Below are 26,625 nucleotides of genomic sequence, written 5' to 3'. Positions count from 1 at the left end.
TGCGTAACCTCACGATTTCGGCAGCGTCGCGACCGCCTGCCTGACCGCTTGCGGATCGAACGTGTTCGCTGCGGGAATGAACTGGTTCGTATAGACATCCTTCGGATCCAGCGGCCCGGCGAGTTGCTTGTTGCTCTTCAGGAACTCGACCATCGCGCTGGCGGATTCGGCGGGCGTTTCGCCAAAGTTCTCGCCCGCGTCGGTCTTCAGATAATTCATGCGCATATTGACGAGCGCGAGCGCCTGCTTCATCGCCGCGGCGTCGGACAAGCCGGCCGGCTTGCTTGCGGGAAACTCGTCCCAGTGCGCGCGAATCGCGCCCTTCGGGTCGGCCATCGTGATCTGCGTACCTTGCACGACGCAGCGCAGCAGTTTCTCGATCACGTCTGGATGGGTCTTCGTATAGTCGTCGCGCACGAAGTAGGCGCTGCCGAACGTGAGTTTTTCCGCCGATGGCGATTTGAACACGCGCAGCTTCAGGCCCATGTCCTCGGCGAGCGCGATCTGCGAATCCCATGTGCCCCAGATGTCGACCTTGCCGCTTCGAAGCGCCGTGATCGCCTGCGCGCCCGTACCAGTTTCGACGAAGGTCACGTCCTTGTCAGGATCGAGCCCCGCTTCGGCGATTTGTCCTTTGATGATGTTGACGAGCACCGCGCCGTACGAAATCACGCCGATGGTCTTGCCCTTGAAGTCCTTGATGCTCTTGATCGGGCTCGAATCCAGCACGACCGGAAACTGGAAGTTGCGGCGGATGTTCAGATACACAGCCTTGATCGGCGCGCCCTTGGAGCGCGCGACGATCGCGGCTCCCGGCGCCATGTTGACGAACTGCGCCTGACCCGAGAGTACTGCCTGCATGCCGGCCGTCGAATTGATCGGCTGGATGGTCACGTCGAGTCCCTGTTTCTGCCAGCACTTCGTGTAGAGCGGAATCGACGTGTTGTTGGCCTGCGAAGCGTCGATCACCGTCGTGCCGACCGCCATGGTGATCTTCTGCATGTCCTGTGCGAGTGCGCCGTGCGGCGCGGTGGCGAGTGCGAACGATGTGGCGAGGGCGTACGTGCCGAGGCGAGCGCGTTGCGAGCGGGTCATGTTGCGTGTCTCCTGTGCTTTTAGATAGATGCCGTTCTGGCGATTCATCGGCCCTGGAAGCGCGGCGGTCTGCGCTCCCGAAACGCGCTGCGGCCTTCGACGAAATCGTCGGTGGAAAAAAGCAGGGTCTGCCCTTCGAGTTCGAGCGCGAGCGCCGCATCGAGCGAGTCGACCGGTTTCGCGAGCGCGGCTTTGGTCATCGCGACGGCGACCGGCGCGGATTCGCTGAACGACTGCGCGAGCGCGAGTGCGTCGGCGATCAGGTCCGCGGGTTCGGCCAGCTGGTCGGCGAGACCGAGCGCATGCGCTTCCTGTGCATCGAGCACGCGGCTCGAGAACAGCACGCGCCGCGTTTGCGCCATGCCGATGCGGCGCGGCAGTGTCCACAGCAAACCGAAGTCCGCCATCAGGCCGAGTTTGCCGAACACCGCGCCGAACTTCGCAGCACGGCTCGCGACGACGAAATCGCAGGCCGCCGCTATCGACAGTCCCGCGCCGTGCGCCGCGCCGTTGACCGCCGCGATGACGGGTTTGTCGCCGGCCGCGATCAGCCGGATCAACTGCTGGCCGCGTTGCATGCGCGCGCGCACGTTAAGCGGCTCGTGGTCGCGCAGGCCGTCGAGATCGCCGCCCGCACAGAAACTCGTGCCGCTGCCGGTCAGGACAACCGCGCGGCACGCGCTGTCGTGCTGCGCTTGCTCAAGCGCTGCGATTAGCGCCTCGCGCAACGTTTCGACGAGCGCATTGCGCTTGTCCGGCAGGTTCAGCCGGATCAGCGTGACCGCGCCATGCGTTTTGGTCTGCACGAGCGGGGCGCGCTCGATCGCGAAGTCGTCGCTCATGCAAATGTCTCCTTGTGCGGTGGGCGAAGGTCGATCGGCGCGCCGAGAAACGCGCCGCCATCGACGCGGATCAGTTGTCCGGTAATGAGCGCCGCGGCGTCGCTAAGCAGGAACGCGACGACTTCGGCAACCTCGCCAGCGCTCGCGTTGCGGCCGAGCGGCGTTGCCGCGCCGAGGGCGCGCGCCGCCTCGGCGGAGTAGGCGGCGACGAACGCTGGCGTTTCCACCGCGGCCGGCGCGACGCCGTTCACCCGTATCCCGCGCGCGCCCCATTCGAGCGCTAGCGCGTGCATCAGTCCCGCGACGCCGCTGCGAGCCGCGACTGCATGCGCGAGACCGAGGCCGCCGCGCCCGGCGGGGCAGATCGACAGGTTCACCACCGCGCCACCGCGCGGCATCAGATCGTGCGCGGCGCGGGTCGTGTTGAATACCGCGTTGAGATTGAGATCGACGACCGCGGCGAAGCCGTTCGGCGAAATCGCTTCGGCGCGCATGGCGAACTGGCCGCCCGCGTTGTTGACGAGGCCGTCGATGCCCGTGTCGCCTGCGAACGCGTGCAGGGCCGCGCGCATCGCGTCAGCGTCGCGCACGTCGCACACGTCGTACGTGAAGACGCCGCCCTGGTCCGCGATCATACGAGCGGTGGCGCCGAGCGTCGCCGCCTGTCTTCCGCACCCGCCGACTGTCGCGCCGAGCGCGGCTGCGCGGCACGCGATCGCCCGTCCGATGCCGGAACCCGCACCGGTCACGTAGATGCGCCTGCCGCTCAGCGCGGATGCAGCGAGGACCGGTGCGGCGCGGCTCATTGGTCGAGCCCTTCGCGGACGACGCGTCTGGACTTGTGCGTGCTGCGCGGCAGGCTGCCCGCCGCCACGATCTCGATTGTCGCGCGCACCTGCAGCTTCGCGCGAATCTCGTGCGCGAGCCGTTCGGCGATATCGGGGCCTACCGCCGCCCCCTTCGGTTCGACGCGCAACCGGAAACCGGTCAGGAAGCCCGTGTCCGCATCGCGCACCGATGGATCGAGCACGATCTGATATTCGCTGCTGAGTCCATCGAAACCTCGCACGATCTGTTCGACCGACGACGGAAACACATTGACGCCGCGTATCACCAGCATGTCGTCCGCGCGGCCCTGCACGCCGCCGGCCAGCCGCGCATGCGTGCGTCCGCACGCGCAGTCGCGGCTGTCGCGCACCACGACATCGCCGGTCCACCAGCGCACGAGCGGGCCCGCCTGCTTGTCCAGATGCGTGAGCACCAGCACACCGGGCGTACCGTCCGCGACCGGATCGCCATGCTCGTCGACGATCTCTGCGTACGCGAAATCCTCGGCGAGATGCGGACCGCTCTGCGCATGGCAGTCTTGACCGATCGTCTGAAATTCGAGGCTGCCGTACGCATCGAAACACTTCGCGTTCCATTCGGCTTCGAGCCGCTCGCGCGTCGCGGGCACGCTTGCCCCCGTTTCGCCGCCGAGCATGATGTGCCGCACCGGCGACTGGCGCGCGTCGAGTCCCATCGAGCGCGCCGTCTGCGCGAGGTGCGCGACGAACGATGGCGTCGCGGTGATGACGCTCACGCCGTATTCGAAGATCGAGCGGATTTGCCGCTCCGAGTCGGCGCTGCCGCCCGGTATGCAGGTTGCGCCGAGCTTCTGATAGCCCGCTGTCGCGCCGAGCCCGCCGACGAACCACGCGAAGCCGAACAGACATTGATAGACATCGCCGGGTCGCACGCCCTGCGCATGCGCATAGCGCGCGTAGAGGCCGGCCCAGCGGTCGAGGTCGGCATCGGTCCAGTACTGCGGAGCGGGCGCGCCGCTGGTGCCGGAAGAAAAATGGATGCGTCGCACGTCGGCCGGCGCCACGGCGCGAAATTCGCCGTACGGCGGCACGCGCGCGATCGTATCCACGTAGTCGCGCTTGCGGGTGAAGGGCAGCGCGCGCAGATCGTCGAGCGCGCGCAGATCGGCCGGCCTGAATCCATGCTCGGCAAACAGACGGCGATAGTAGACGCTGTGTTCGCCGACATAGTCGAGCTGCGTGCGCAGCCGGTCGAGCTGATAGGCGGCGATCTGTTCGCGCGGCCAGGTTTCGCAGGCGTCGCGCGGCGCGGCCTCGTCGGCGATCGCGTCCGGCGGCGGGAGCGCGTCAGCCTGCATAGTTCGCTCCCAGCCCGCGTACGCAGAACGCGGCGACGCTGTCGGCGGTCGAATTGCGTTCAGCGACGGTCTCTGTGCGACGCGGACGGTACCAGATCGTCGTCCAGTTCAGCGCGCCGAGCAGCGCCTTCACGACGACGTGCGCGTCCTGCTGCGGCAGCGAGCCGGCCGCCATTGCTTCCTCGATTGCATCGACGAACATCGCTTCGTAGCGGTCGCGCATCGCGAGGAATTCCTTCAGCACCTTGCGCTGCGCCGGCGTGGTCTGGCCATGCAGATGCATGTCGAGACCCTGCACGACGACGCACTGGTATTCGATGTTGCTCATGATGACGAGCACGTGCTCACGCGACATCCTGGCGATGCGGGCGATCGGATCCGCGACGCCCTCGGCTGCCGCGCCGACCGCGCTCGTCACCATCTCCATTGCCTCGCCATGCACCTGGAAGAAGAGGTCGGTTTTGCTCTTGAAGTGGTGATAGATGCGACCTTTGGTGCAGCCGAGCACGTCGGCGACATCGTCGATGCTGGTCGCGGCGAAGCCCTTGAGCATGAACGCGCTGGCCGCCGCGTGCAATATCTGCGCGACGCTGCTGCTGTCGTCCGCGGCGGCTTTCGACTGCTTCGTCTGGATCGCGCGGCCGCGCGGCGGGCGCGTTTCGACTTCGAGTGTCATACGGAACCTCCTGTTGCGTGGGCCCGGATCGCGCGCGCGATAAGCAGACGCTGGATCTCGGATGTGCCCTCATAGATTTCAGTGACACGCTGGTCGCGATACAGACGTTCCACCGGGTTGGGTTTCACATAGCCGGCGCCGCCGAAGATCTGCAGCGCGGCGTCGATCACGTCGTGGCTGGTTTCGCTCGCGATCAGTTTGGCCTGGGCTGCCAGCACCGAAACATCCGCGTAGTTATCGTGCGCCTTCGCGGCTTCGTAGGTGAGCGCGCGCGCGGCGGAAATGCGCGCGGCGAGATCGGCGAGGTTGAAGCCGAGCGCCTGATGATCGATCAGCAACTGGCCGAACGTGCGTCGCTTCGCAGCATACCCGACGGCCAGCCGGAATGCGGCAAGCGCCATTCCGCAGGCCTGTGCGGCGACGCCGATGCGGCCCACGTCGAGCGAGCCGAATGCCATGCGCAGCCCTTCGCCCGGCGGCGCGAGCACGCGCGCATGCTCGACCCAGGTATCGAGTTCGATGGTCGCGGTGCGCGTGCCGCGCATGCCCATCTTGTCCTCGAGCCGGCTGTCGTCGACGCCTCGCGCCTTCGCATCGACGAGAAACGCCGCGATGCCGCGCTTGCCCGCGCCCGGCTCGGTCTGGGCGAAGACCACATACCAGTGCGCCGCACCGCCGCCGCCGATCCAGCACTTCTGGCCGCGGATTCGCCAGCCGCCGCTTTCGGGCGTCGCGATGGTCTGCATCGATGCGGGATCGGAGCCGGCGTTGCGCTCGCTCAATGCGAACGACACGGCTTCGCCGCGTTCGGTGAGACCACGCAGCAGATCGCGTTTCAGCTGTTCGTCGCGCAGCAGCAGAAGTGGCGCCGCGCCGAGCTGGATGGTTGCGACGATGCCGCTCGTCGATGCGCAGCTCTGCGCGATTTCCTCGACCACCGCGCAATACGCGACCAGACTCGCGCCGCCGCCACCGTGCTGTTTCGGCAGCGCCATCGTTGCGATGCCGCTGTCGCGCAGGCGCTGCACGGTTTCGTGCGGATAGCGCTGGCTCGCATCGATCTCGACGGCAAGCGGCGCGAAGTATTCGACCGACAACTGCGCGGCGAGGTCGTGCCAGCGCCGCTCCTCCGCGCTCAGTTGCGGCTCCCAGACAACGTCCACCGAGGCGCGAGACGCGCCGTTCTGAGACGGCGAATCCGCCATGACTGCTCTTTCTGCCGCAACGGCTGCGCGTTCGGAAATGTTCATTCGCGATGACCTTGCCAGTTCGAAACGATTGACCAAAAAAAATACTGTGTAGTATGCTCGGTCAACACATCATACTAACGAGTATGTTTTCGGTCAACAGCGCGGAAGGCAGGGAAAGCCCGCCCCGCGCATGGCGAACCGATCGACAGGAGACAGGCGATGCACACAGTTGAAACGGTCGCGCCGGTGCTGAAGGTGTTCTGGGCGCCGGGATGCTCGAGTTGTCTGCGCGTCAAGGAGTTCCTGACGCGTCACGGCATTGCATTCGAATCGGTGAACGTGGCCGCGCAGTCTGGCGCAATGGAGGCACTTCGCAGTTCGGGGGCGCGCAGCGTTCCAGTTCTCGCAATCGGTCCGCGCTACGTCTACTGCCAGTCGCTCGCCGACATCAAGGCTTTTCTCGGTCTCGACATTCCCGACGGCACGCGCTTGCCGCCCGCCGCGCTCGCGGAGCGCGTCAGGATCACGATCACGAAGGCCATCAGCTTCGTCGCGCAAATGTCGGACGACGTGCTCGACGGCCCCTTTCGCAATAGCTGGGCGCCGCCGCGCGGTCTTGCGCATCACGTGTTTCGCGTCGTTGAAGCCTTTCTCGAAGCGGGTGAAACCCACGCTGAACTTACCTACGAAATGACGATGCGCGGCACGCACGACGTGCTGCCGAAGCAGGACGTCATTGCATACGGCCAAACGGTGCTCGCACGCTTCGAGTGCTGGTGGCGCATGCATCGCGACGACGACTTCGACGCGCTCGCGGCAACGTACTGGGGCGCGCAGCCGCTGCATGAAGTCTTCGAGCGCACGACATGGCATGCAATGCAGCACGCGCGGCAACTGACCGTCGTGATCGAGGCGCAGGGCGACACCGTGAACAATCCGTTCACGGCTGCCGATCTCTCCGGGCTGCCGCTGCCCGAAAAGGCGTGGGACGACGACAAATGACACTCAAGAATGGAGACAACGTGAATCTGACCGGCAAGGTGGTGGCGGTAACGGGCGCGGGCCGTGGCATTGGCCGAGAGATCGCGCTGCTGTGCGCGAGGGAAGGGGCGGCGGTGGTGGTGAACGATTACGGCGGCCCGGACGGCGCGAGTGCAGACGAGCCGAATCCGGGCGCGGACGTGGTCGATGCAATCCGCGGTGCAGGCGGGCTCGCGGTGCTGAACGCCGCGAGCGTCGCCGATCCGCAGGGTGCCGGTTCGATCGTGGAGGCTGCGATGCAGCACTTCGGCCGCATTGATGCGGTCGTCAACAACGCCGGCATTCTGCGCGACCGCATGTTTCACAACATGAGCCACGCGGAGTGGCGCGATGTCGTCGATGTGCATCTGAACGGCTACTTCTACGTGTCCAAGGCAGCTGCCCCGCATTTCAAGGCGCAGGGCAGTGGCGCATTCGTGCATTTCACGTCGACGTCGGGGCTGGTCGGCAATCTTGGCCAGGCGAACTACGCGGCGGCCAAGATGGGCATCGTTGGCCTGTCGACGTCGATCGCGCTCGACATGCAGCGTTACAACGTGCGCTCGAACTGCATTGCGCCATTCGCGTGGAGCCGGATGACCGCGTCGATCCCTGCCGAAACCGACGCGGACAAGGCGCGCGTCGAGCGGCTAAAAACCATGTCTGCCGACAAGGTCGCGCCGCTCGCCGCGTTTCTCTGCTCGGATTTGTCGAGCGACGTGACCGGGCAGGTGTTCTGCGCGCGCAAGAACGAAATCTTTCTGTTCTCGCTGCCGCGCCCAATCCGTTCGATGCAGCGCGCCGAGGGCTGGAGCGTCGAGTCGCTCGCGTCGGATCTGCTGCCCGCATTCCGACCGACGTTGCAGCCATTGCAGCGATCGTCGGATGTGTTCGCGTGGGATCCGGCATGAGCGCCGTGTTCGATCCCGCGAAGATCGTCGCGTCGCCGCCGCGCGAAACCATCGCGACGCATGATGCGCGCGACGTGATTCTGTATGCGCTGGGCGTGGGCGTGGGGACGGAATCGGCGACGTCGGACGCCACGCTGCGTCACGTCTACGAAACGCAACTGCAGGTCTTGCCGACGATGGCCGTCGTGCTCGCATGGCCCGGCTTCTGGCTGAAGGAACCGCAATACGGCGTGACGTGGCAGAAGGTGTTGCACGCGGCGCAATCGCTCGAAGTGTTCGCGCCGCTGCCGCCGCAAGGCGAGTTGAGGAGCGTGCTGAGCGTCGAGCGGATCGTCGATAAAGGTGCGGACAAGGGCTCGCTTTTGTATTCGCGTCGCGATCTATACGCGCTGGAGGGCGGCGCATTGCTCGCGACCGAGCGGCGCACCACGTTTCTGCGCGGCGACGGAGGACACGGATCGGCGGGCGCGAACGGGGACGGCCTCGCGCCGGAGCAGAACGTCGCGCCCGAGCGCGCGCCCGACACGTCCGTGCCGCTCGCGACGCGCGACGATCAGGCATTGCTCTACCGGTTAAGCGGCGATCGCAATCCACTGCACATCGATCCGCGCATCGCCGAAGCGGCCGGTTTCGGGCGGCCGATCCTGCATGGCCTGTGCACTTACGGCGTCGTGGCGCGCGCGTTGACGGGCGCCTTATGCAATGACGATGCATCGCGATTCGCGCGCATGGCGTGCCGTTTTTCGAAGCCGGTGTATCCGGGCGAAATCATCGTCACTGATATCTGGATCACCGGCGAGCGCGAGGCGTCGTTCGTTGCGCGCGTCGCGGAACGCGATGCGGTCGTGCTCGGCAATGGCCGTTTCCAATGGCGATGAAGCCCATACCAAGAGAGCAAATATGATCGGAATACTGGCTTGCGGCGCCTACGTTCCGCGCCTGCGCCTGCAGCGCGCGACGGTGGCCGCCGCGCATGCGTGGTTCGCGCCGGCGCTCAAGGCGCATGACAAAGGCGAGCGTGCGATGGCGAACTGGGACGAAGACGCGATCACGCTCGCCGTCGAAGCCGCGCGCGACGCTGCGCCCGAGGCATCGCGGGAGGCGATCGGTGCGCTCGTGCTCGCTTCGACCAGCCTGCCCTTCGCGGATCGCCAGAACGCGGGCATCGTGAAAGAGTCGCTCAATCTCCGCGATCAGGTCTTCACGCAGGATGTCGGCGGAAGCCAGAAAGCGGGCACCGGCGCGCTGGTTCAGGCGTTGCGTGCGTCGAATGGCGAGCACACGTTATGCATCGCGTCCGAGCGCGCGGTGTCCAAACCGGGCTCCGAAGCCGAACTGATCAACGGCGACGCGGCGGCGGCGTTCGTGATCGGTGAAGGCGAACCAATTGCGCGTTGTATCGGCACTCATTCGCTGTCGGTTGATTTCGTCGATCACTTTCGCGGCCGCGATGCAGCTTTCGACTACGGCTGGGAAGCGCGCTGGGTTCGCGACGAAGGCTATGTCGGCATCGTTGGCAATGCCTTGACGCAAGCGCTCGCAAAATTCGGCCTCGCGGGCGAAGACGTGCATCGGCTGATCGTACCGATTCCCGTGCGCGGCGTCGCCGAAGCGCTCTCGAAGCAAGCAGGCATTCCGGCGACGGCCATCGGCGATTCGCTCGGCGCATCGCTCGGCCACGCGGGTTGCGCCCAGCCGCTCGTGCTTCTCGCGCATGCGCTGGAGCACGCCCAGCCCGGCGAGCGGATCGTCGTGCTGGGGTTCGGTCAGGGTGCGGACGTGCTGATCTTCGAGACGACGCCCGCGATCGCGACACGCGTGCGCGAACACGGCCGCGGCGTGTCCGGCTGGCTCGCGCGCGGCAAGCCGGAGTCGAACTACCTGAAATATCTATTCTTCACGGGCGGAGTGGACCTCGACACCGGCATGCGCGCCGAATTCGATCAGAAACAGCCGCTTACCGCGCTGTACCGGAACCGGTCGGCGGTGCTCGGCCTGGTCGGCGGGCACGATCCGGAAAGCGGCGCGGTTCAGTATCCCCCGAGCGGCATCGCGGTGGGCGCCCAGGCCGCACGCATAAGCAAATTCGAGCCGTATCCGCTTGCCGAACGCACCGCGCGGGTGCTGACCTTCACCGCGGATCGTCTCGCGTTCACGCCGGATCCGCCGGGCTGCTACGGCATGGTCGAGTTCGACGGCGGCGGCCGCATGGTCACCGAATTCACCGACGCCGACGCCGATCAGATCGAAGTCGGCCGGCCGATGCGCATGACGTTTCGCATCAAGTCTGTCGATGCGCGCCGTGGCTTCGTCAAATATTTCTGGAAGGCAATGCCCGCCTGACAAGGAGCGAACACATGCCTAAAGGCATTCGGGACAAGGTAGCGATTCTCGGCATGGGATGCGCGCGCTTCGGCGAGCGCTGGAACGACGACGCCGACGATCTCATGGTCGAAGCCTACATCGAGGCGCTCGCCGACGCGGGCGTCGAAACCGCGCAGATCGACGCGGCATGGCTGTCGGTTGGCTTCGACGCGACGAACATCGGGCCGTCCGGCATTCCGCTTGCTATGGCGCTGCGGCTGCACGACATTCCGGTGACGAAAGTCGAGAACTATTGCGCGTCGGGCACCGAGGCGTTTCGCGGCGCGGTCTACGCGGTCGCGTCGGGCGCCGCCGATATCGCGCTGGCGCTCGGCGTCGAGAAGCTGAAGGACACTGGCTACGCCGGCCTGCCGGTGCGCACGCGCGGCACGACCTTCGACATGATCGGCGTGGTCGGCTCGGCGCCGGGCAATTTCGCGCAGCTCGCCGCCGCGTATCGCGCGCGGCACGGCGTCTCCTACGACGATCTGAAACGCGCGATGGCGCACGTATCGGTCAAGAGTCATGCGAACGGCGTCAATAACCCCAAGGCGCATCTGCGTCGTGCGATCACGATGGACGCCGTGCTGAATGCACCGATGATCGCCGAGCCGCTCGGTCTGTACGACTGCTGCGGCGTGTCGGACGGCGCCGCCTGCGCGATCGTCACGACGCCGGAAATCGCGCGCGCGCTCGGCAAGGGCAGCGAGCTCGTCACCGTGAAGGCGCTGCAACTGGCGGTGTCGAACGGCTGGGAATTGCAGGGTTCCGGCTGGGACGGCAGCTATTTCCACACGACGCGCATCGCCGCGAAACGCGCCTACGACGAAGCGGGCATCACGCATCCGCGCGAGCAACTCAGTCTGATGGAAGTGCACGACTGCTTCTCGATCACCGAACTCGTGACGATGGAAGACCTCCACGTGAGCGAACCGGGACAAGGCTGGCGCGACGCGCTCGACGGCCGTTTCGACGCGGACGGCGAGATCCCGTGTCAGATCGACGGCGGTCTCAAGTGCTTCGGTCATCCGATCGGCGCGTCCGGGCTGCGGATGATCTACGAGAACTATCTGCAGTTGCTGGGACGCGCGGGCAAGCGCCAGGTCAGGACGCCGCCGGTCTTCGGGCTGTCGCACAATCTGGGCGGCATGCCGAACCAGAACGTGAGCGCGGTCGCGATCGTCGGCCTTGCGGGAGCATGACGATGATCGACCGCGACACGCTCGAACAACTGAAGGACTCCGTGCGCCGCTACGTGCGCGAAAAACTCGTGCCGCTGGAACAGCAAGTCGCCGAAGACGACCGCATTCCGCCGGAGATCATCAAGGACTTCTGCGAGATGGGCCTGTACGGTCTGACGACGCCCGAGGCGTATGGCGGACTCGGGCTCGGTTCGGCGGAAGAGATCGAGATCATCATGGAACTGACGTGGACATCGGCCGCGTTTCGTTCGGCGGTCGGCATCAATCTCGGGCTCGGCTCGCAGGGCATTCTGATGGATGGCACGCAGGCGCAGAAAGATTACTGGCTGCCGAAGATCGCGAGTGGCGAGGTGATCACGAGCTTCTGTCTCACCGAACCGGATTCGGGCTCCGACAGCGCGGCGCTGTCCACGCGCGCGGTGCGCGATGGCGACGACTATGTGATTAGCGGGAGCAAGCGTTTCATCACGAATGCTCCGGTCGCGGGAGTCTTTCTCGTGATGGCGCGTACGCATCCCGAGCGCCTGCCGAAGAACGCGCACGTCACCGCGTTCCTGGTGTCTGCCGGGACGCCTGGCGTGACGATCGGCGCGAACGACAAAAAAATGGGGCAGGCGGGCGCCTGGTCGGCGGACGTCTACTTCGAGAACGTGCGCGTGCCGGCGAGCGCGATCATCGGCGGCGAACCAGGGCGCGGATTCGTCACCGCGATGAAATCGCTCGACCGCGGCCGCATCAATGTCGCGTCGGTGTGCGTCGGGCAGGCGCGGCGCATCCTGCACGAAGCCACGCAATACGCGGTCAACCGCACGCAGTTCGGTCAGCCGCTCGCGGATTTTCAGCTGATTCAGGCAATGCTCGCCGACAGTCAAGCCGATCTCTACGCGGCCGAATGCATGCTGCGCGATATCGCTCGGCGTTATGACGGCGGAGAACGCGTGTCCCTCGAAGCGTCGTGCTGCAAGCTCTTTTGCTCGGAGATGGTCGGCCGCATTGCCGATCGCGCTGTGCAGATTCACGGCGGCGCGGGCTACATGCGCGACAGCGCCGTCGAGCGCTTCTATCGCGACGTACGGCTGTTTCGCATCTACGAAGGCACGACGCAGATCCAGCAGATCATCATCGGCAAGGAACTGGCGCGACGTGCATTGGCGGCGTGAGGCTCTTATCAACAAGAACATCGACAGGAAGCGGCGGAATGGATCTCGGACTGAAGGGCAAGGCGGCGATCGTCACTGGCGGCGGGCGGGGGATCGGTGCGGCGATTAGCGAACGGCTGGCGATGGAAGGCGTGCGCGTCGCGGTCGTCGATCGCGACGAAGCCGGCGCGCGGGCGCAAGCGGACAAGTTGTCGTCGATGGGCGTCGAGGCGCGCGCGTACGCGGTAGACGTCACCGACGAAGCGCCCGTGAATGGCATGGTCGAAGCGGTCGCCAAGGCCTGGGGCAGCGTGCATCTGCTCGTCAACAACGCGGGTTTCACGCGCGACATGCGAATAACGAAGATGGGCGTCGGCGACTGGGACAGCGTCGTCGACGTGATTCTGAAGGGCGCGTTCCTCTGCACGCGCGCGGTGCTGCCGCATATGACCGCCGAGGGCCAGCGCTGGGGACGCATCGTCAATATTTCGTCGCGGGCGCATCTGGGCAATCCGGGGCAGGCGAACTACTCGGCGGCAAAGGCGGGTCTGATCGGTTTCACCCGCGCGATGTCACTGGAAAACGGGCGTCACGGCGTGACCGTGAACGCAATTGCGCCCGGGATCATAGATACGCAGGCAGTGCGCGATCTGCCTCATTACGACAAGGTCCGCGAAGCCGCGGGGAAAACGACGCCGGTTCCGCGCATCGGCGATCCCGCCGATGTCGCGGATGCGGTCGCATTTCTGTTGTCAGAGCGCGCGGGTTACATCAGCGGCGACGTTTTACACGTATCAGGCGGACGCTACTAGCCTTCGAAGCGCGCGACGCCTCGTGACAGCACTTTCACGTGGCGATCGGGCGCGTACACTTCGAACCGGGCGCGCTGGCCACCGTCCGATGCATGTGCTTTGATGCGCAGCGTGTCTCCGGGAAAGACCGGCGCGGTGAAGCGCGCTTCGAGTTCGCGCAGCGTACGCGCGCTCCGATTCAGCGCGCGCAGAAGCATGTAATTCGCGATGCCGAATGTCGCCATGCCGTGCAGGATGGGCTGCGGAAAGCCGGCTTCGCGCGCGGCATCCGGATCGGCATGCAGATCGTTCATGTCGCCGTTTAGGCGAAACAGCAGCGCCGTCTGCGGTGGAATGGTGTAGTCGAAAATTTGGGGTCGCGCGGCCTCGCCGTTGATGCAAGGCTTCGCTTCGCTCGCGACAAGATGCCGCGAGAAGCCGCCGTGTGCACGGAGAATGGATGTCATGTCGAGCGTGGCGATCAACGCGCCGTCGTCCGAGTCGACGAGCACGCGCCTCGTGACGACGCGTGCACCGCGCTCGCGGCCGAGATCGTCGAGCGAGATCACACGGCTTGCGCTGCGCACGTGCCCGCTCGTCGCGAGCGGCCGATGAAGTTCGATACGCTATGCGCTGTGCAGCATGCTCCGCCAGTCGAGCCCGAGGCGCGGATCCCCGAGCCACGGCCCCGGATCGGCGAGCACGGTCGCGAAGCCCGGTAGCATGTCGAGCGCATTTTCATGCACATAGGCGAGTTGCCTGCGATCGGCCGGCGCCTGACCGATGCCGAGCGACAGCGCATAGAACATCGCGTCGCGCGGCGTGTAGCGTTGAGTGATCGCGTCGATCGGCCAGTTCAGCAGGCGGGTCGGATCGGGCGGCACGCGGCGCCGCGCGTCAGGTGACAAGCGCGAGCGCCGATGCTTCGGCGACACGTCCACTCGGATTGCCGAGCAGCGTCGTGCGATACATCATGCGTGGCTGAGTCTGATCGTAATCGGACAACGCGATGTGCATGGCGCTACGGTTGTCCCACATCATCAGATCGCCGACCTGCCAGCGATGGCGATACACGTTCTCCGGCTGAACGCAGTGCTGGTAGAGGTATTCCAGGAGCGGCCTGCTCTCGGCGCGCGTCATGTGCTCGAATGAGACAGTCGTCATTTCGCTCACGTACAGCGCCTTGCGTCCCGATTCGTCGTGCACGCGCGCGACCGGCTGAAATACCGGCGGATTGCGCCGGCGGATATCGGCGAGTTCGTCGGCGCTGCGATTGGCCTGGGTTTCGCGTGCGATGGTCATGTCGTGCAATGCCCAGCGGCCATCGAGCATCGACTGCATGCCGGACGAGAGCGTGTCCCATGCACGTACCATGTTGCAGAACATCGTGTCGCCGCCGACCGGCGGCAGCACCGAGCAATAGAGCAGCGATCCCTTCGCCGGGCAGGTCGTCGTCGAGAGATCGGAATGCCATTGACGGCCGACCGCGAGCCGCTTGCCGCCGGCTTCGTAATTGGTGACCAGTAGAATTTCCGGATGCTCCGGATGACGGAAGCGCGGGATCGACGCGTGATCGTCGAGCGGGCCGAAGCGGCGGCTGAACGCGACGTGTTGTGCATGGTCGAGCGACTGGCCGCGAAACAGCAGAATGGTGTGGCGATGCCACGCATCACGCAAGGCGGCGATGGTGTCGTCGTCGAGCGGCTGACGCAGATCGAGTCCGATCACTTCCGCGCCGATCGCCGACGCGAGAGGCTTCAAAGTAAACGTCATGATGGAATCCGTAGTATGGGACGACAGGCGGCGACGAATCGGATGACATCAAACCTGCGCGATCTGATGTTGCTCCGACCAGAACAGCAGCTTCTTCTGAAGCATGTGCATCAGCAGATGCAACACGATTCCCATTCCCGAAAGCACGACCAGCGCAGCGAATACGCCCGCTGTGTCGAGATTGTTGTTGAGCTGCATGATCAGATTGCCGAGGCCCTTGCGCGAGCCGACGAACTCACCGACGATCGCGCCGAGCACGCTGAAGATCACCGCTATATGCAGCCCGGCGAAGATCATCGGTGCGGCGCTCGGCAGGCGGACCATGGTGAAGATTTGCCAGCGGCTTGCCTGGAGGGAGCGCATCAACTCGATACGCGACGTGTCGGTCGATCGCAGTCCGACGATCACGTTGACGAGAATCGGAAAGAACGCGACGACCGCCGCCATGATCACTTTCGAGGTCATGCCGAAGCCGAACCAGATGATGAAGAGCGGCGCAATCGCCACTTTCGGCGTGGTTTGTATCGCGATCAGATACGGGTAAAGCGTCTTTTCGACGAAGCGCGACTGCGCGATCACCGCGCCGAGCACGATGCCTAGCGCGGTCGCAAGCACGAAGCCGAGCAGCGCCTCGGCGAGCGTCGTCAGGCCGTTGCTGATGAACAGGCCGCTCGACAGGCCGTGGAAGAGCGCGTGATAGATGTCGGAGGGCGCCGGCGCGATGTAGATCGGTACCGATGCGAGCGCGAAGCCGGCCTCCCACACGGCGACCACCAGTACGAACAGCGCCGGCACGCACACCCATTCCGGATGCTCCTTCAACGCGGCGAATGCATGGCGGCGCGGCTTCGCCGGCTGATGAGAGAGCGCGAGTTCGGCACTCATTCTATGAACCCCTTTGCCTGGAAATGTTGTCGGATGCGGCGCGTGTACCCGCCGAAACGCTCGGTGGTCATCACGTCGAGATCCCGTTGCGCGGGAAGTTCGACGTCGACGATTTCGGCGATGCAGCCCGGACGGCTCGACAGCACGAGCACGCGGCTGCCGAGAAACACTGCTTCGGGAATCGAGTGGGTGACGAACAGCACGGTCTTGCCGGACTCGCGCCAGATGCGGCGAATTTCGACGTTCATGGTTTCGCGCGTCATCGCATCGAGTGCACCGAACGGTTCGTCCATCAGCAGCACAGCGGGATCGTGCACCAGCGCGCGGGCTATCGCGACGCGCTGCTGCATGCCGCCTGACAGTTCGTTCGGGTAGCGATGCGCGAAGTCGGCAAGACCGACCATGTCGAGGAGTTGCATCGCGCGCGCAGTCGTTTCCCGGCGATCGAGTTTCAGCACAGTGGCGGGCAGCATGACGTTGTCGAACGTCGTCTTCCACGGCAGAAGCACCGGGCTTTGAAACACCACGCCGATGTCGCGCTGCGGGCCGTCGATCGGCTGTCCGTTGACGCGAATCGTGCCGGAGGTGCGGGGGATGAGGCCCGCCAGCATCTTTAGCAGCGTTGACTTGCCGCACCCCGAGGGGCCGACGACCGTGATGAATTCACCCGTGTCGATGGTCAGGTCGATCGGGCCGAGCGCCTGCACCGAGTCGCCGCTTCGTGTCCGGTAATGCTTTTGCAGACCTTCGATATGGATCAGGGCGGGTAGCGGCGCACGGTGCTCGCGGTCAAAGAGCGACAGTGTGGGCATGCGGTCCATGGCGGCGAAGGCTCTCCTTGAGTCGTCTTGCAGGGAAGGGCGTCTGACGGGTGCCGAATTGCGCACAAAACATACTACGTAGTATGTCGTGGGGAAATCTTACTAATGCATATGTATGGCGTCAATAGCGTTGGATAGGTGTTTACGCGGGCTAAGGCGGGACTTGCTGTCAGCCTCGCGCTACTCAAATCAAGCCCGGTTTCGCAGAGAAGTCCAGGCCGGCTACTGGTTCCAGCTCATAAGCGAAGCCGACGAGGACGTGTTCGCGCAGTTCGGGCGTCTCGTCGAAAAGATGCGTCGTGCACTCAGGCACATCGATTTTCATGAACGCCAGATCATTGACAGCACGGCGCGCGGGCCTATCGAATGGGACGAGTCGTGCTCATACGACACATCTTCCGGTCGACACGCGCGAGCGTACGCATGTACTTCATGCTTGCGCGGCTTGAGCCGGCGCATGCGAACAGCAACTCTTCGGGCGTTCGTCTCTCCAGACCGGGTGACCGGGAAAATGAACCGCACCGAGAATCGTGGAGGCTGGTTGGTTTAAGTTAATGCGGGCACGTCAGTGATATTTCTGAGCTGCCTGTGGTAGTTGGTTCTGTTGCAATAGGAAGCTCCGCTATCATGCGCGGAACGAGATGAACGACTGAAAGCTTGATGAAGACGCTGAATCCGACCGTGGCCCGCGTGCTCAAACGCCTGCATTACCCGCTTGATGTCATCCTGACTTGCGTGCGCTGGTATGTGGCCTATCCGCTCAGCCTGCGAAACCTGGAAGAAATGATGGCGGAGCGAGGCATCTCGGTCGATCACTCAACCGTGCATCGTTGGGCCCTCAAGTTGCTGCCGGTGCTGGAAAAAGCGTTTCGCCGCCACAAACGCGCCGTCGGCAAGAGCTGGCGCGTCGATGAGACCTACATCAAGGTCAATGGCCACTGGAAATACCTGTATTGCGCCGTCGACAAGGCCGGCAACACCGTCGACTTTCTGTTGCGGGCCCATCGGGATAAGACTGCGGCGCGGCGGTATTTGGTGGAATAAGTAGTCCTAGTCATATCAGGTTTTTCTCAACTTGCAATCGTTATCGCGTCAAAACCAGTTTGATGACCCAGCGGTGCACCGTCGAATGATCCACCTCCACTCCGCGTTCGGCCATCATCTCTTCGAGATCGCGCAGACTCAACGAGTACGCCACGTACTAACGCACGCACAGCAGAATCACATCCAGCGGATAGTGCAGTCGCTTCAATACCTTGCCAATCCCCACGGGCAGCGTCTTGCGTGGCGTATTTGCCATCATCTATTGTCATGCGTTACGGTCCGACCGATTCTACTTGATCGCGTTACTGCGACAGAACCTTTCCGGTGCGGTGGCATCGAGGTGACTCACATGATCGCTAAGGGGCAGATGAAAGCCAACGGCGGCCGACAAACTTTCGCCGATCAGTTCTATTCGTTGGTGGAATAAGTAGTCCTAGTCATATCAGGTTTTTCTCAACTTGCAATCGTTATCGCGACAAAACCCGATCTCGGGCCAGTAGCTCGGATGGCCCTCGGTGCGTTCTCCACGAACGCTGGCCCAAAACAGGCGCGGGCGAGTTCCAGATCAAGCCGGCGCCATTCAGCGGTACGGCGCGGGCACGACGCCGGGGCGCATCGCGCGATCGGCGTCGCCGGACGCCTCACGTGCGAGCGCGCGCTCACGTGTCTCCTCCAGATCGGTCGGCGGGGGATATCGCCGATGCCACGGCCCCGCGATCTGTACCTGGCCCGGCACGCCATGGCCAACGAGGTGCGGCATGTGGCTCGCGCATTCGATGAGGCGCTCCAGATCGACGCCGGTCACGTACCCCATCGCGTCGAGCATGTGAACGAGGTCTTCCGTGCAGATGTTGCCGCTTGCGCCCGGCGCGAACGGACAGCCGCCCAGACCGCCGAGCGATGCATCGAAATGGCGAACGCCTGCATCAAGGCCTGCCACCACGTTCGCAAGGCCCATGCCGCGCGTGTTGTGCAGATGCAGCGTGAGCTCGACTCCGGACCAGCGCGCCGCGAGCGCGCCGCACACCGGTTCGACCTGACGCGGGTTCGCCATACCTGTCGTATCGCACAGCGTGATGCCCTGCACGCCGGCTGCGACGAACCTGTCGCCAATGTGGACCACCGAATCGATGTCGATCAGGCCCTCCATCGGGCATCCGAATGCCGTCGCGATCGACACGCCGATTGCGACCCGGCCGCCACAAAAGGCCGTGATGTCCATCAGCGCGCGGATCGACTGTGCGCGCGTCATACGCGTGTTCGCGAGATTGTGCGTCTCGCTCGCTGACACGACGAGGTTCAGCTCGTCAACGCCGCATTCGAGCGCCCGCTCAGCGCCACGCCGGTTCAGCACGAGCGCGGCGTAGCGAACGCCCGGGACACGCTCGATCTCCTGCATGACCGCCTCCGCGTCGCTCAACGCAGGAATCGCCTTCGCCGAGGTGAACGAGGTCGCCTCGATGCGGTTCAGCCCGCAGCGGCCAAGCGCGTTGATCAGCGCGACCTTCTGCGGCGTTGGCACGAAGACGGGCTCCATCTGCAGGCCATCTCGCATCACGACATCGTTGATCCACACGCGCTCGCCGGTCGTTTGCGCACTCATGCAATCACTCCTTTCGCGCGCATCGCCTCGATCTGCTCGACGGAGACGCCCACACATTCCAGTGCCTCGCGTGTATGTTCACCAAGCGCCGGGCCACCGCCGCAGAAGCCGCCTGGCGTCGCGCTCAGTTGCGGCACGATGCCGGGCACCTTCATTTCACTCCCGTCCTGCAGGCGCACAGTGCGGATCATGCCGCGTTCGCGATACTGCTCGCTCTGCGCGATATCCTCGATCGTAAAAACCTTGCCGGCGGGCACGCGGGCTCCTGCCAAGGCAGCGAGTGCGTCGTCGAGCGAGTGCTGCCGCGTCCAGGCGCCGATGGCGGCGTCCAGCTCAGCGGCGCGGCGCACACGCGCCGGGTTGCGGGCGAGAGTCGAGTCCTGCGCGAGATCGTCACGGCCCACGAGCGACATGAGCCGCTTGAAGATACTGTCGCCATTGCCGGCGATCAGCACGTAACGACCATCGGCGCACGGATACGCGTTGGTCGGGGCGACACCCGGCAGCGCACTGCCAGCGGGCTCGCGCACGAGGCCGTAGCGGTCATATTCGGAGAGCGCCCCTTCCATCATGTTGAACACCGACTCGTACAGTGCGACATCGACGACCTGGCCGCGCCCGCCGCGCGCGTCGCGGTGATACAGCGCGAGCAGCACGCCAATGACGCCGTGGAGCGACGACAGTGAATCGCCAATGCTGATGGCCGGCCGCACCGGCGGCTCGCCCGGCACACCTGTGATGTGGCGCAGTCCGCCCATCGCCTCGGCGATCACGCCGAAGCCCGGCAGATCGCGGAGCGGCCCGCTCTGGCCGTAGCCGGAGATGCGCAGCATGACGAGCTTCGGATTGGTCGAGGCGAGCTGTTCATAGCTGAGCCCCCATTGCTCCAGCGTGCCAGGGCGGAAGTTTTCGATGAGTACGTCTGCCTCGTCGATGAGCTTGCGTGCGAGCGCCTGGCCCTCCGGGCTGCGCAGGTCGATGGCGACCGACTGCTTGTCGCGCGACTGTACGTGCCACCAGACCGAGGTAGAGTCGTCGGGTGTCCGCCACACGCGCAGCGGATCGCCGCCGTCGGGCGGCTCGATCTTGACGACCTTGGCACCAAAATCGGCGAGCGTTTTCGCCGCGAACGGCCCCGCGATGAGGCTGCCCATTTCGACGACGCGAATGCCGTCGAGTGGACGCGGATTGAGTTTGTCCATATTCGTCGTGGGATGAGAGTCGTGATGCGTGGCACGCCTTGTGCGCCACGCCGTTGTTGGCTTTTACCAGCCGTGACGCTGCGTCCAGTCGCCAATCAGCCCGACGGCCTGTGCCAGTTGCTCGGGCTGCCCCTTGAAGTAATGGCCGGCGCTTTCGATACAGTGGAACGTCTTGTCGGCGCTCGCGCACGCGTGGTACATCAGGCCGACGTCCGGCTGCGGTACCGCGTCGTCGGCGCCATGCTCGATCGCGAGCAGCGGCACGCTCATGCCCGCCGCGCATTTCTCCCCGTCCGCGCGCGAATGCTCGATTGACCATTGCGAGAGCCACGCACGCAACGTCGAGTAACGTGCGAGGCCCACTGGGCCGCTGTTCACGGCTTCCGGCACGCCCATGTAGCAGCTGCCGATCGGGCGGCCGTTCGGATCGATGCTAGCGTCCAGAAAGCGCGGCTCCGCCATCGTGCGGTGCGTAAGCAGCCCGCGCTCCACTTCTGCGCCCCCACGCCTGCGCAAGGTCTCCAAGGTTTCCTCGACATACGCCGTGATGCGGCGCACGCGGCGCAACTGAGCCGCGCGATAGGCCGCCAGCCAGTCGGCCGGATACGGTGGGCGCACGGCCAGACCAGGCGAGTAGAGATCGAACTCGGGTTCGCGCCTGTCCGGGTTGTGCTCGTCGATGACCGACGGATCGATCCAGTCGGCGAGACACTGTGCCCGGGAGCGATGTGCCGCTTCGAGAATCACGCCATCTGCGGGAATGAGGCCCGCCGCCGTGAGGTCGACGGCATCGCCCGCGGGCGTTTGGGTGATCGTCGGCTTCTCGGCTTGCGACTGATAGAACAGCGACAACGAACCGCCACCCGACCAGCCGAGCAGGACAACCTTGTCGTAGCCATACTGCTCCTTTGCCGCGCGCACGCACGCGCCAAGGTCGAGCGCCACCTTCTCGAAAATGAGTGGGGTGTCGTTCTTCGCGTAGCGGCTGCCCATGCACATGACCGCGTGCCCCGCCTGCGCAAGCGCGCTCGGCAAGGGCAGCAACTGGAGCGTCGAACTCGGATGCATCATCAGGAACACTGTGCGCGAGCGCGGCTCGCGCGGTTCCAGCAGCACGCCTTCGAGATTCACGGTGCCCCGGCTACCGACGAAACCATAGACCTCGGTGAACGCGCTCGTTTCCTCATAGGCGATATGAACCCAACGCCGGTTGATCGCGTCGCTCATGACAGTGCTCCTTCGCGGAGCACTTCGTCAGCGCTCGATTCGACGAGCGCCACGATGCGATCCGCGTGACCGAGTTCATGCGCAATCTGCAACACAAGGCGCGCCAGATAGACATTGCGCCGCGACTCGGGGACGCGATCGAGTGAACGCGCCATCGCGTCGTACAGCACTTCAAGCTGTTGAAAGCTCATCTTTTCCATGTTCCACCCTTTCGTTTGGATCACGCGCGTCCGCCGCGCAGCACCTGATGCACCGCGTCGGCGACGTTCGCCGCGCTACCCACGCGCCAACGCGCGCAAATGTGCTGATCTGGCCGCATGACATACACGGCATCCTCCGTTGCGCCCCACATCGACGCGACGTGTCCATTCGCGTCAAGAACGAATACATCGGCGTGCGTGGGCCGCTCGCCTTCACTACGCACGGCGACGAGGCGTACGGGAATGCCTTCCGCGTTCAGGCGCTTCACATCTTGAGCGGCACGCTCCCACGTCACCGCGTCGGTGCCGAACATGAGCACGTTGAACGACCTCGCGAGGTGATCGAACAGATACGTGCCGTCCGCGAGGCGCACATTACGCGCGGGCGCGCCCGGCCTCGGGCCGGACTCGAATTGCGCGCCGCTTGCGTCGATCTGCGTGAGCGGGCTTGCCAGGTAGTCGATCGGATGCGACGTGCGCCAGTGCAGCAGGTCTTGCGGAAACGCGTGATCGAGACACAACGACAGCACCGCCTGCTGCATGATGCGAAAGCCCTCGCTCGGCGGTGCGTACATGCGCGTGCTGCGGCTCGCTTCGACACAGATCTGGCGCGCGTCGGCGACGCGTTCGACGCTGTAGCTATCGAGGAGCTTTGCGTCGGCACGGCCTTGCAAGACGGCGGCGAGCTTCCACGCGAGGTTCAGCGAATCCTGCACGCCGGTATTCATACCGCGCACGCCGAATACGGGCAGCAAATGCGCGGCATCGCCACAATAGAACGTGCGGCCATTCGCATACGAGCCGAGCGTCAGCGCGTTCGGTTTGTAGATCGTGGTCCACTCGACCTCCCACGGCAGATGGACGCCGATGTAGGCGAGATGATCCTTGATGTTCTTGCGAATCTTGGCGTCATCTAGTGCGGCTTCATCACTCATACCCTCGGGTACCTGATAATCGAGCCGCCAGACGCCCTTCGGCGCCTTGTGCATGAGCGCGGTTTGCCCCGGCAGCCACGGCGGATCGAAGTAGGCGCGACGGCCCGCAGGCTCGTCGAGGTCGATCCTGAAGTCGGCAATGACGAAGCGGCTTTCGAACGATTCGCCCTCGAAGCGTAATTGCTGGAGCTTGCGCACGGTCGAGCGCGCGCCGTCGCACGCGACGAGCCATTGCGCGTCGATTCGATACCCGCCTTCAGGCGTGTCGAGCGTGAGCGTCACGCCTTCGTCATGCGCTTCCTGCGCGACCAGCTTCGTCTGGAAGCGCACGTCGATGCCGAGCTCGAACACGCGATCGAGCAGGATCTTCTCGATGTCGCATTGCGCGAGGTTAGTCATCGGATAGAACTTGTCGTCCTCGGCGAAGGACAGTTTCATGTGATGGACTGGCTTGCCCTTGTAGTAGCTGTAGCCGTCCTTCCAGAGCAGTGCGCCTTCGAGAACGCGCTCTGCAACGCCGCACTGCTCGAAGATTTCCATCGAACGCCTCGTCAGCGCGAGCGCGCGGCTGCCGCCGCATACCTGCGCCTCGGCCTCGATCAGCACGGGCGCGACTCCCTGCTGCGCGAGCTGGATCGCCAGCACTAACCCGATCGGCCCCGCGCCAATGACGACGACCGGATGGTGCGTGAGCGTCGCGGCACCGGCTTCGGGCGAGCGCTTGAACGGATAGATTTCGTAGTCGAAGTAACTCGACCTATGCGGAGTGGTGTTCGGTTGGTACATGTCTCTTGCGCGTCCTTTGTTTTGTTTTACGCGCGCGAACGCTTTTCCTGCATCCACGCATCGAGTTGTTCCCGCGCCTCTGCGCGAGCCGCAGCCGCGTAGGCCGCGTCGGCGGTATCGGTCGTCAGCTCGAGGCGAACGCCGTTCGGATCGAAGAAGTAGATCGAATGCACGAAGCCGTGGTCGGTTACGCCGAGCACCTCGATGCCAGCCTCTTCGAGGCGACTTTTCGCGCGCTGTACCGCCTCAATGGACCCGACGCGCAACGCCACGTGATTGACCCACGCTGGTGTGTTCGGCGAAGGCAGGGCGGATTCGTTGTCGCCAAGATCGAAGAACGCAATTGACGAGCCATCGGCAAGCTGGAAGAACAAATGCACGTAAGGGCAGTGCTCGCCGGTGCTCGGCACGTTCTCGGCGCGCACGACATGCGTGAGCGGCAGTCCCAGCACGTCTTCGTAAAACTGGCGGGTTTCTTCGGCGTCCCGGCAACGCCACGCGAAGTGGTGCAGCCGCTCTATGGTTTCGAATCGTGATGTCATGGTGCGTCTCCTTCGGTTACTGTATGAAACGGGACGGCTTTCTGGTGGCCGTCAGGTTTCGCAAAAATTGACACTTTAGGTGGGTCGCAAAGCCGGCGCGACTAACCCGAAGTCGCGCCGGCTTCGCCAAAATTAGAACGTGTGGCGCATCCCGAGCACTACCATGCTTTGCATGTTCGACGATGACGGGCTGTTCAAATACAATACCGCTGAGCCCGGGCCGGAAACGCGCTGAAAATCGGCAAAAGCGAACACATCAGTGCGTTTCGACAGAAAATAGTCGACGTTAATCGCGGCGGTATGCCAATGAGGATTGGCATCGATTCCGTGATACTGCCCGCCTGAATAGACATAGCCCGCGCCGAGCAAAAGGGCAGGCGTAACGTAGTAGCTAACTGAGATATCGTAGTTGTCGAGGCGGAAGGCTGTCCCGTCGAGGTAAGAGTACCGTACGGTATCGTAGAGGGCGTTGAGCCGCAATCCGTGACCAAAGTCATATTGGCCGCCGACACCCGCATTGCGCTGCTTCAATACGCCCACTTTGTTAACAGGGCTCGTCTGGAACGTCAAAAATGGCGCAGCCTGGTAGTCGTCGGTTACGGCTCCGGCTGTGTTCGCTATACCTGGTCGGTCAAGTTCAACATAGGCAGCAGCCAGTTTGAGAGGGCCGTGTGTGTATCCCGCGCCAACACTGAACGCCCGATTGTTTGCAAAGTCCCCACTGGCGTTACTGAATGCGTACAGCGCTTCGGCGTTGAACCCGCCTATGGTCGGCGATTTGTACTTGACCGAATTGCTATAGCGCCACGTGCCAAACAGATTGTCGGCGTCACCAGGATGTGCGGCTTCACTACCTGTGGTCGTTGCCGTGGTCCACGGCAGGAAGTAATCCCAGAACATGTCGTACTGGCGGCCGAACGTGACTGTGCCGAACTGATCGTTCGCCAGCCCCACGAACGCCTGTCGCCCAAACAGTCGGCCACCTTGCTGAAGTTTCCCGCTGGTGATGTCGAACCCGTTTTCAAGAACGGCTAACGCATGATTTCCGGCTCCGAGATCTTCGGTGATTCGAAAACCCATGCGGTTGTTCTGGTTAACGCCGCTCAGCAATTTGATGTTTCGATTCCCGCCATCGTTGTTGACCCATGCGATTCCTTCTGAAATGACGCCGTACAGGGTTACGCTACTCTGTGCAGCAGCCAAAGTTGACAGGGTCATCAACGCCGCACCAATCCCGAACTTTCTTTTATTCACGTAAGTGTCTCCTTGCGAGCTTGGTGTTCGTATTTCAGATGCTGTGTCCGGTATCCGGAAAAAACGCGTGTGATCCTGGTGATCACTTCGCGGTACGGAGGCGCGTTCCGCAATGAAACGCGCGCTCTCCGGGCAATTCAGTTGCTCGATACATGCAACCGTTCAGGTTTCGTGGTTGTCAGCGGCAGCGAGCGACTGTGTCTCGAATACCGGTCCTTCATGCCGTTGTGACCTGGACGTCAGCCATATCAGCGCGCCACCTGCGGCAAACATGGCCGCAAGTACGATGAGGCCGACGTCAAGCTTTCCGGTCGCGGCCTTGATGAGGCCAAGGCCGTAGGGCGCAGCGAAACCGCCAAGTTGCCCCAGGCTGCTGACCAAAGCGATTTTTCCGGCCAGCGCATTGGGTTTTAGATCCTTGAACGGAACGGCCCAGAATATCGGCATGCCGCCATACATGAACGCAATTGCGCAGCTGAGTAGTGCGATGACCAGCCAGAACGTTTGCACATGCAAGGTAAGCGACCAGAGCGACACCGCGCCAAAGAAGGTGCAGGCGAGCAAATGCCACCGACGTTCCTGGTTGCGGTCGGAGCTCCGGGAGATGGCGACGATGCCGACGGTTCCGAGCGCGTAGGGGACTGCGCTCCAGACTCCAATCATCAGGGGGTCCCGAATACCGAAATCCTTCAGGATCGTCGGCAGCCAGAAACCCAGTCCGAAGTTCCCGCTATTCAACGTAAAGTAAGCGATCGCCAGAATGTACACATAGGGATCGCTGATCAGGTCTTTAAAGCGGATTTTTTCCGCCTTCTGAAGGGCCTCCGGGCTTAATAGTCGACCCTGAACAATCAGCGGAGCCTTCTACAGTGGGGCTTTGAGTCGGAAATGGTGTTGTGGGAATTGCAGGGACCTGGCATATTGATGCGTGAATCCTGCAATTCCTGATGAGGTGCAGA

Annotated in this window: 27 protein-coding genes and 3 pseudogenes; 10 read left to right on the top strand and 20 right to left on the bottom strand. The window is 63.8% G+C overall.

Features of this window, described 5'->3' with window-relative positions; all coding sequences use genetic code 11:
• Window positions 1-9: 9 nt before the first annotated feature.
• Genes VSR68_RS24085 through VSR68_RS24060 form a run of 6 tightly spaced genes read right to left on the bottom strand, consistent with a single transcriptional unit; the run spans window position 10 to window position 5,940 of the window.
• On the bottom strand, window positions 10-1,095 hold the full coding sequence (locus VSR68_RS24085; RefSeq protein ID WP_342942238.1) for an ABC transporter substrate-binding protein: 1,086 nt from the start codon (window positions 1,093-1,095) through the stop codon (window positions 10-12).
• A 44-nt stretch (window positions 1,096-1,139) separates the two neighbouring features.
• Window positions 1,140-1,937, bottom strand: coding sequence for an enoyl-CoA hydratase/isomerase family protein (locus tag VSR68_RS24080; RefSeq protein WP_342942237.1), 798 nt, complete (start codon window positions 1,935-1,937; stop codon window positions 1,140-1,142).
• Window positions 1,934-2,743, bottom strand: coding sequence for an SDR family NAD(P)-dependent oxidoreductase (locus VSR68_RS24075; RefSeq protein ID WP_342942236.1), 810 nt, complete (start codon window positions 2,741-2,743; stop codon window positions 1,934-1,936). The genes VSR68_RS24080 and VSR68_RS24075 overlap by 4 nt, the downstream gene beginning before the upstream one ends.
• Window positions 2,740-4,101: a phenylacetate--CoA ligase family protein gene (locus tag VSR68_RS24070; RefSeq protein WP_342942235.1), complete on the bottom strand. Its 1,362-nt coding sequence runs from the start codon at window positions 4,099-4,101 to the stop codon at window positions 2,740-2,742. Before VSR68_RS24070 ends, VSR68_RS24075 begins: the two co-directional genes overlap by 4 nt.
• Window positions 4,091-4,777: a TetR/AcrR family transcriptional regulator gene (locus tag VSR68_RS24065; RefSeq protein WP_342942234.1), complete on the bottom strand. Its 687-nt coding sequence runs from the start codon at window positions 4,775-4,777 to the stop codon at window positions 4,091-4,093. Before VSR68_RS24065 ends, VSR68_RS24070 begins: the two co-directional genes overlap by 11 nt.
• Complete coding sequence (locus VSR68_RS24060; protein WP_342942233.1) at window positions 4,774-5,940, bottom strand: acyl-CoA dehydrogenase family protein; 1,167 nt, start codon at window positions 5,938-5,940, stop codon at window positions 4,774-4,776. Before VSR68_RS24060 ends, VSR68_RS24065 begins: the two co-directional genes overlap by 4 nt.
• A 246-nt stretch (window positions 5,941-6,186) precedes the next feature.
• Here VSR68_RS24060 and VSR68_RS24055 point away from each other — a divergent pair, with 246 nt between their 5' ends.
• The 7 genes from VSR68_RS24055 to VSR68_RS24025 are packed head-to-tail and all read left to right on the top strand — an operon-like array spanning window position 6,187 to window position 13,415.
• Complete coding sequence (locus VSR68_RS24055) at window positions 6,187-6,969, top strand: glutaredoxin domain-containing protein (protein WP_342942232.1); 783 nt, start codon at window positions 6,187-6,189, stop codon at window positions 6,967-6,969.
• On the top strand, window positions 6,966-7,898 hold the full coding sequence (locus VSR68_RS24050) for an SDR family NAD(P)-dependent oxidoreductase (protein ID WP_342942231.1): 933 nt from the start codon (window positions 6,966-6,968) through the stop codon (window positions 7,896-7,898). The genes VSR68_RS24055 and VSR68_RS24050 overlap by 4 nt, the downstream gene beginning before the upstream one ends.
• The gene (locus VSR68_RS24045; protein ID WP_342942230.1) at window positions 7,895-8,776 is read left to right on the top strand and encodes a MaoC/PaaZ C-terminal domain-containing protein; all 882 of its coding nucleotides are present in this window, start codon (window positions 7,895-7,897) and stop codon (window positions 8,774-8,776) included. Before VSR68_RS24050 ends, VSR68_RS24045 begins: the two co-directional genes overlap by 4 nt.
• A gap of 22 nt (window positions 8,777-8,798) precedes the next feature.
• On the top strand, window positions 8,799-10,241 hold the full coding sequence (locus VSR68_RS24040; RefSeq protein ID WP_342942229.1) for an OB-fold domain-containing protein: 1,443 nt from the start codon (window positions 8,799-8,801) through the stop codon (window positions 10,239-10,241).
• A 14-nt stretch (window positions 10,242-10,255) separates the two neighbouring features.
• Window positions 10,256-11,464, top strand: coding sequence for an acetyl-CoA acetyltransferase (locus VSR68_RS24035; RefSeq protein WP_342942228.1), 1,209 nt, complete (start codon window positions 10,256-10,258; stop codon window positions 11,462-11,464).
• Between the two features lie 2 nt (window positions 11,465-11,466).
• Window positions 11,467-12,624 carry an acyl-CoA dehydrogenase family protein gene (locus VSR68_RS24030; protein ID WP_342942227.1) on the top strand — a complete coding sequence of 386 codons (1,158 nt, stop codon included), beginning with the start codon at window positions 11,467-11,469 and terminating at the stop codon, window positions 12,622-12,624.
• 38 nt (window positions 12,625-12,662) lie between these two features.
• Window positions 12,663-13,415, top strand: coding sequence for an SDR family NAD(P)-dependent oxidoreductase (locus tag VSR68_RS24025; RefSeq protein ID WP_342942226.1), 753 nt, complete (start codon window positions 12,663-12,665; stop codon window positions 13,413-13,415).
• On the opposite strand, the gene VSR68_RS24020 is transcribed toward VSR68_RS24025, so the two are convergent.
• The 5 genes from VSR68_RS24020 to VSR68_RS24000 are packed head-to-tail and all read right to left on the bottom strand — an operon-like array spanning window position 13,412 to window position 16,864.
• Entirely contained in the window at window positions 13,412-13,981 is a 570-nt protein-coding gene (locus tag VSR68_RS24020; protein WP_342942225.1) for a MaoC/PaaZ C-terminal domain-containing protein, read from the bottom strand. The two genes, VSR68_RS24025 and VSR68_RS24020, sit on opposite strands and share 4 nt — an antisense overlap.
• 39 nt (window positions 13,982-14,020) lie before the next feature.
• Window positions 14,021-14,302, bottom strand: a complete 282-nt coding sequence (locus VSR68_RS24015; RefSeq protein WP_342942224.1) for a hypothetical protein — start codon at window positions 14,300-14,302, stop codon at window positions 14,021-14,023.
• Entirely contained in the window at window positions 14,292-15,167 is an 876-nt protein-coding gene (locus tag VSR68_RS24010; RefSeq protein WP_342942223.1) for a TauD/TfdA family dioxygenase, read from the bottom strand. The genes VSR68_RS24015 and VSR68_RS24010 overlap by 11 nt, the downstream gene beginning before the upstream one ends.
• Window positions 15,168-15,215: 48 nt before the next feature.
• Window positions 15,216-16,052, bottom strand: coding sequence for an ABC transporter permease (locus tag VSR68_RS24005; RefSeq protein WP_342942222.1), 837 nt, complete (start codon window positions 16,050-16,052; stop codon window positions 15,216-15,218).
• Entirely contained in the window at window positions 16,049-16,864 is an 816-nt protein-coding gene (locus tag VSR68_RS24000) for an ABC transporter ATP-binding protein (protein ID WP_342942421.1), read from the bottom strand. Before VSR68_RS24000 ends, VSR68_RS24005 begins: the two co-directional genes overlap by 4 nt.
• Before the next feature lie 124 nt (window positions 16,865-16,988).
• On the opposite strand from VSR68_RS24000, the gene VSR68_RS42875 reads away from it, so the two are divergent.
• A complete protein-coding gene (locus tag VSR68_RS42875; RefSeq protein WP_428983571.1) occupies window positions 16,989-17,423 on the top strand; it encodes a DUF7686 domain-containing protein in 435 nt (144 codons plus the stop codon).
• 110 nt (window positions 17,424-17,533) lie between these two features.
• Window positions 17,534-17,905: pseudogene (locus VSR68_RS23990) on the top strand (IS6 family transposase); the annotation flags it as partial.
• Window positions 17,906-17,969: 64 nt separating this feature from the next.
• On the opposite strand, the pseudogene VSR68_RS23985 reads toward VSR68_RS23990, so the two are convergent.
• Window positions 17,970-18,173, bottom strand: a pseudogene (locus VSR68_RS23985) (IS6 family transposase); the annotation flags it as partial.
• A gap of 72 nt (window positions 18,174-18,245) precedes the next feature.
• On the opposite strand from VSR68_RS23985, the pseudogene VSR68_RS23980 reads away from it, so the two are divergent.
• Window positions 18,246-18,344 (top strand): annotated as a pseudogene (locus VSR68_RS23980) (IS6 family transposase); the annotation flags it as partial.
• A 153-nt stretch (window positions 18,345-18,497) separates the two neighbouring features.
• On the opposite strand, the gene VSR68_RS23975 reads toward VSR68_RS23980, so the two are convergent.
• The 8 genes from VSR68_RS23975 to VSR68_RS23940 form a co-directional block, all read right to left on the bottom strand.
• The gene (locus VSR68_RS23975; RefSeq protein WP_342942220.1) at window positions 18,498-19,520 is read right to left on the bottom strand and encodes a hydroxymethylglutaryl-CoA lyase; all 1,023 of its coding nucleotides are present in this window, start codon (window positions 19,518-19,520) and stop codon (window positions 18,498-18,500) included.
• Window positions 19,517-20,722 (bottom strand): CaiB/BaiF CoA-transferase family protein, encoded by a 1,206-nt coding sequence (locus VSR68_RS23970; protein ID WP_342942219.1) that lies wholly within the window; start codon window positions 20,720-20,722, stop codon window positions 19,517-19,519. The genes VSR68_RS23975 and VSR68_RS23970 overlap by 4 nt, the downstream gene beginning before the upstream one ends.
• Window positions 20,723-20,785: 63 nt before the next feature.
• Window positions 20,786-21,949 carry an alpha/beta hydrolase gene (locus VSR68_RS23965; RefSeq protein WP_342942218.1) on the bottom strand — a complete coding sequence of 388 codons (1,164 nt, stop codon included), beginning with the start codon at window positions 21,947-21,949 and terminating at the stop codon, window positions 20,786-20,788.
• Window positions 21,946-22,149, bottom strand: coding sequence for a hypothetical protein (locus VSR68_RS23960; protein WP_342942217.1), 204 nt, complete (start codon window positions 22,147-22,149; stop codon window positions 21,946-21,948). Before VSR68_RS23960 ends, VSR68_RS23965 begins: the two co-directional genes overlap by 4 nt.
• Window positions 22,150-22,169: 20 nt before the next feature.
• Window positions 22,170-23,870 carry an FAD-dependent monooxygenase gene (locus VSR68_RS23955; RefSeq protein WP_342942216.1) on the bottom strand — a complete coding sequence of 567 codons (1,701 nt, stop codon included), beginning with the start codon at window positions 23,868-23,870 and terminating at the stop codon, window positions 22,170-22,172.
• 26 nt (window positions 23,871-23,896) lie between these two features.
• Entirely contained in the window at window positions 23,897-24,412 is a 516-nt protein-coding gene (locus VSR68_RS23950) for a VOC family protein (protein WP_342942215.1), read from the bottom strand.
• Window positions 24,413-24,544: 132 nt separating this feature from the next.
• Entirely contained in the window at window positions 24,545-25,666 is a 1,122-nt protein-coding gene (locus VSR68_RS23945) for a porin (RefSeq protein ID WP_342942214.1), read from the bottom strand.
• Window positions 25,667-25,828: 162 nt separating this feature from the next.
• Window positions 25,829-26,518, bottom strand: a complete 690-nt coding sequence (locus VSR68_RS23940) for an MFS transporter (protein ID WP_342942420.1) — start codon at window positions 26,516-26,518, stop codon at window positions 25,829-25,831.
• Window positions 26,519-26,625: the final 107 nt, after the last annotated feature.

It is taken from the genome of Paraburkholderia phymatum (assembly GCF_038900715.1).
Taxonomy (GTDB): Bacteria; Pseudomonadota; Gammaproteobacteria; order Burkholderiales; family Burkholderiaceae; genus Paraburkholderia; species Paraburkholderia phymatum_A.
Note: the sequence above shows the minus strand (reverse complement) of the source record. Positions and strands in the feature narration are given on the sequence as shown.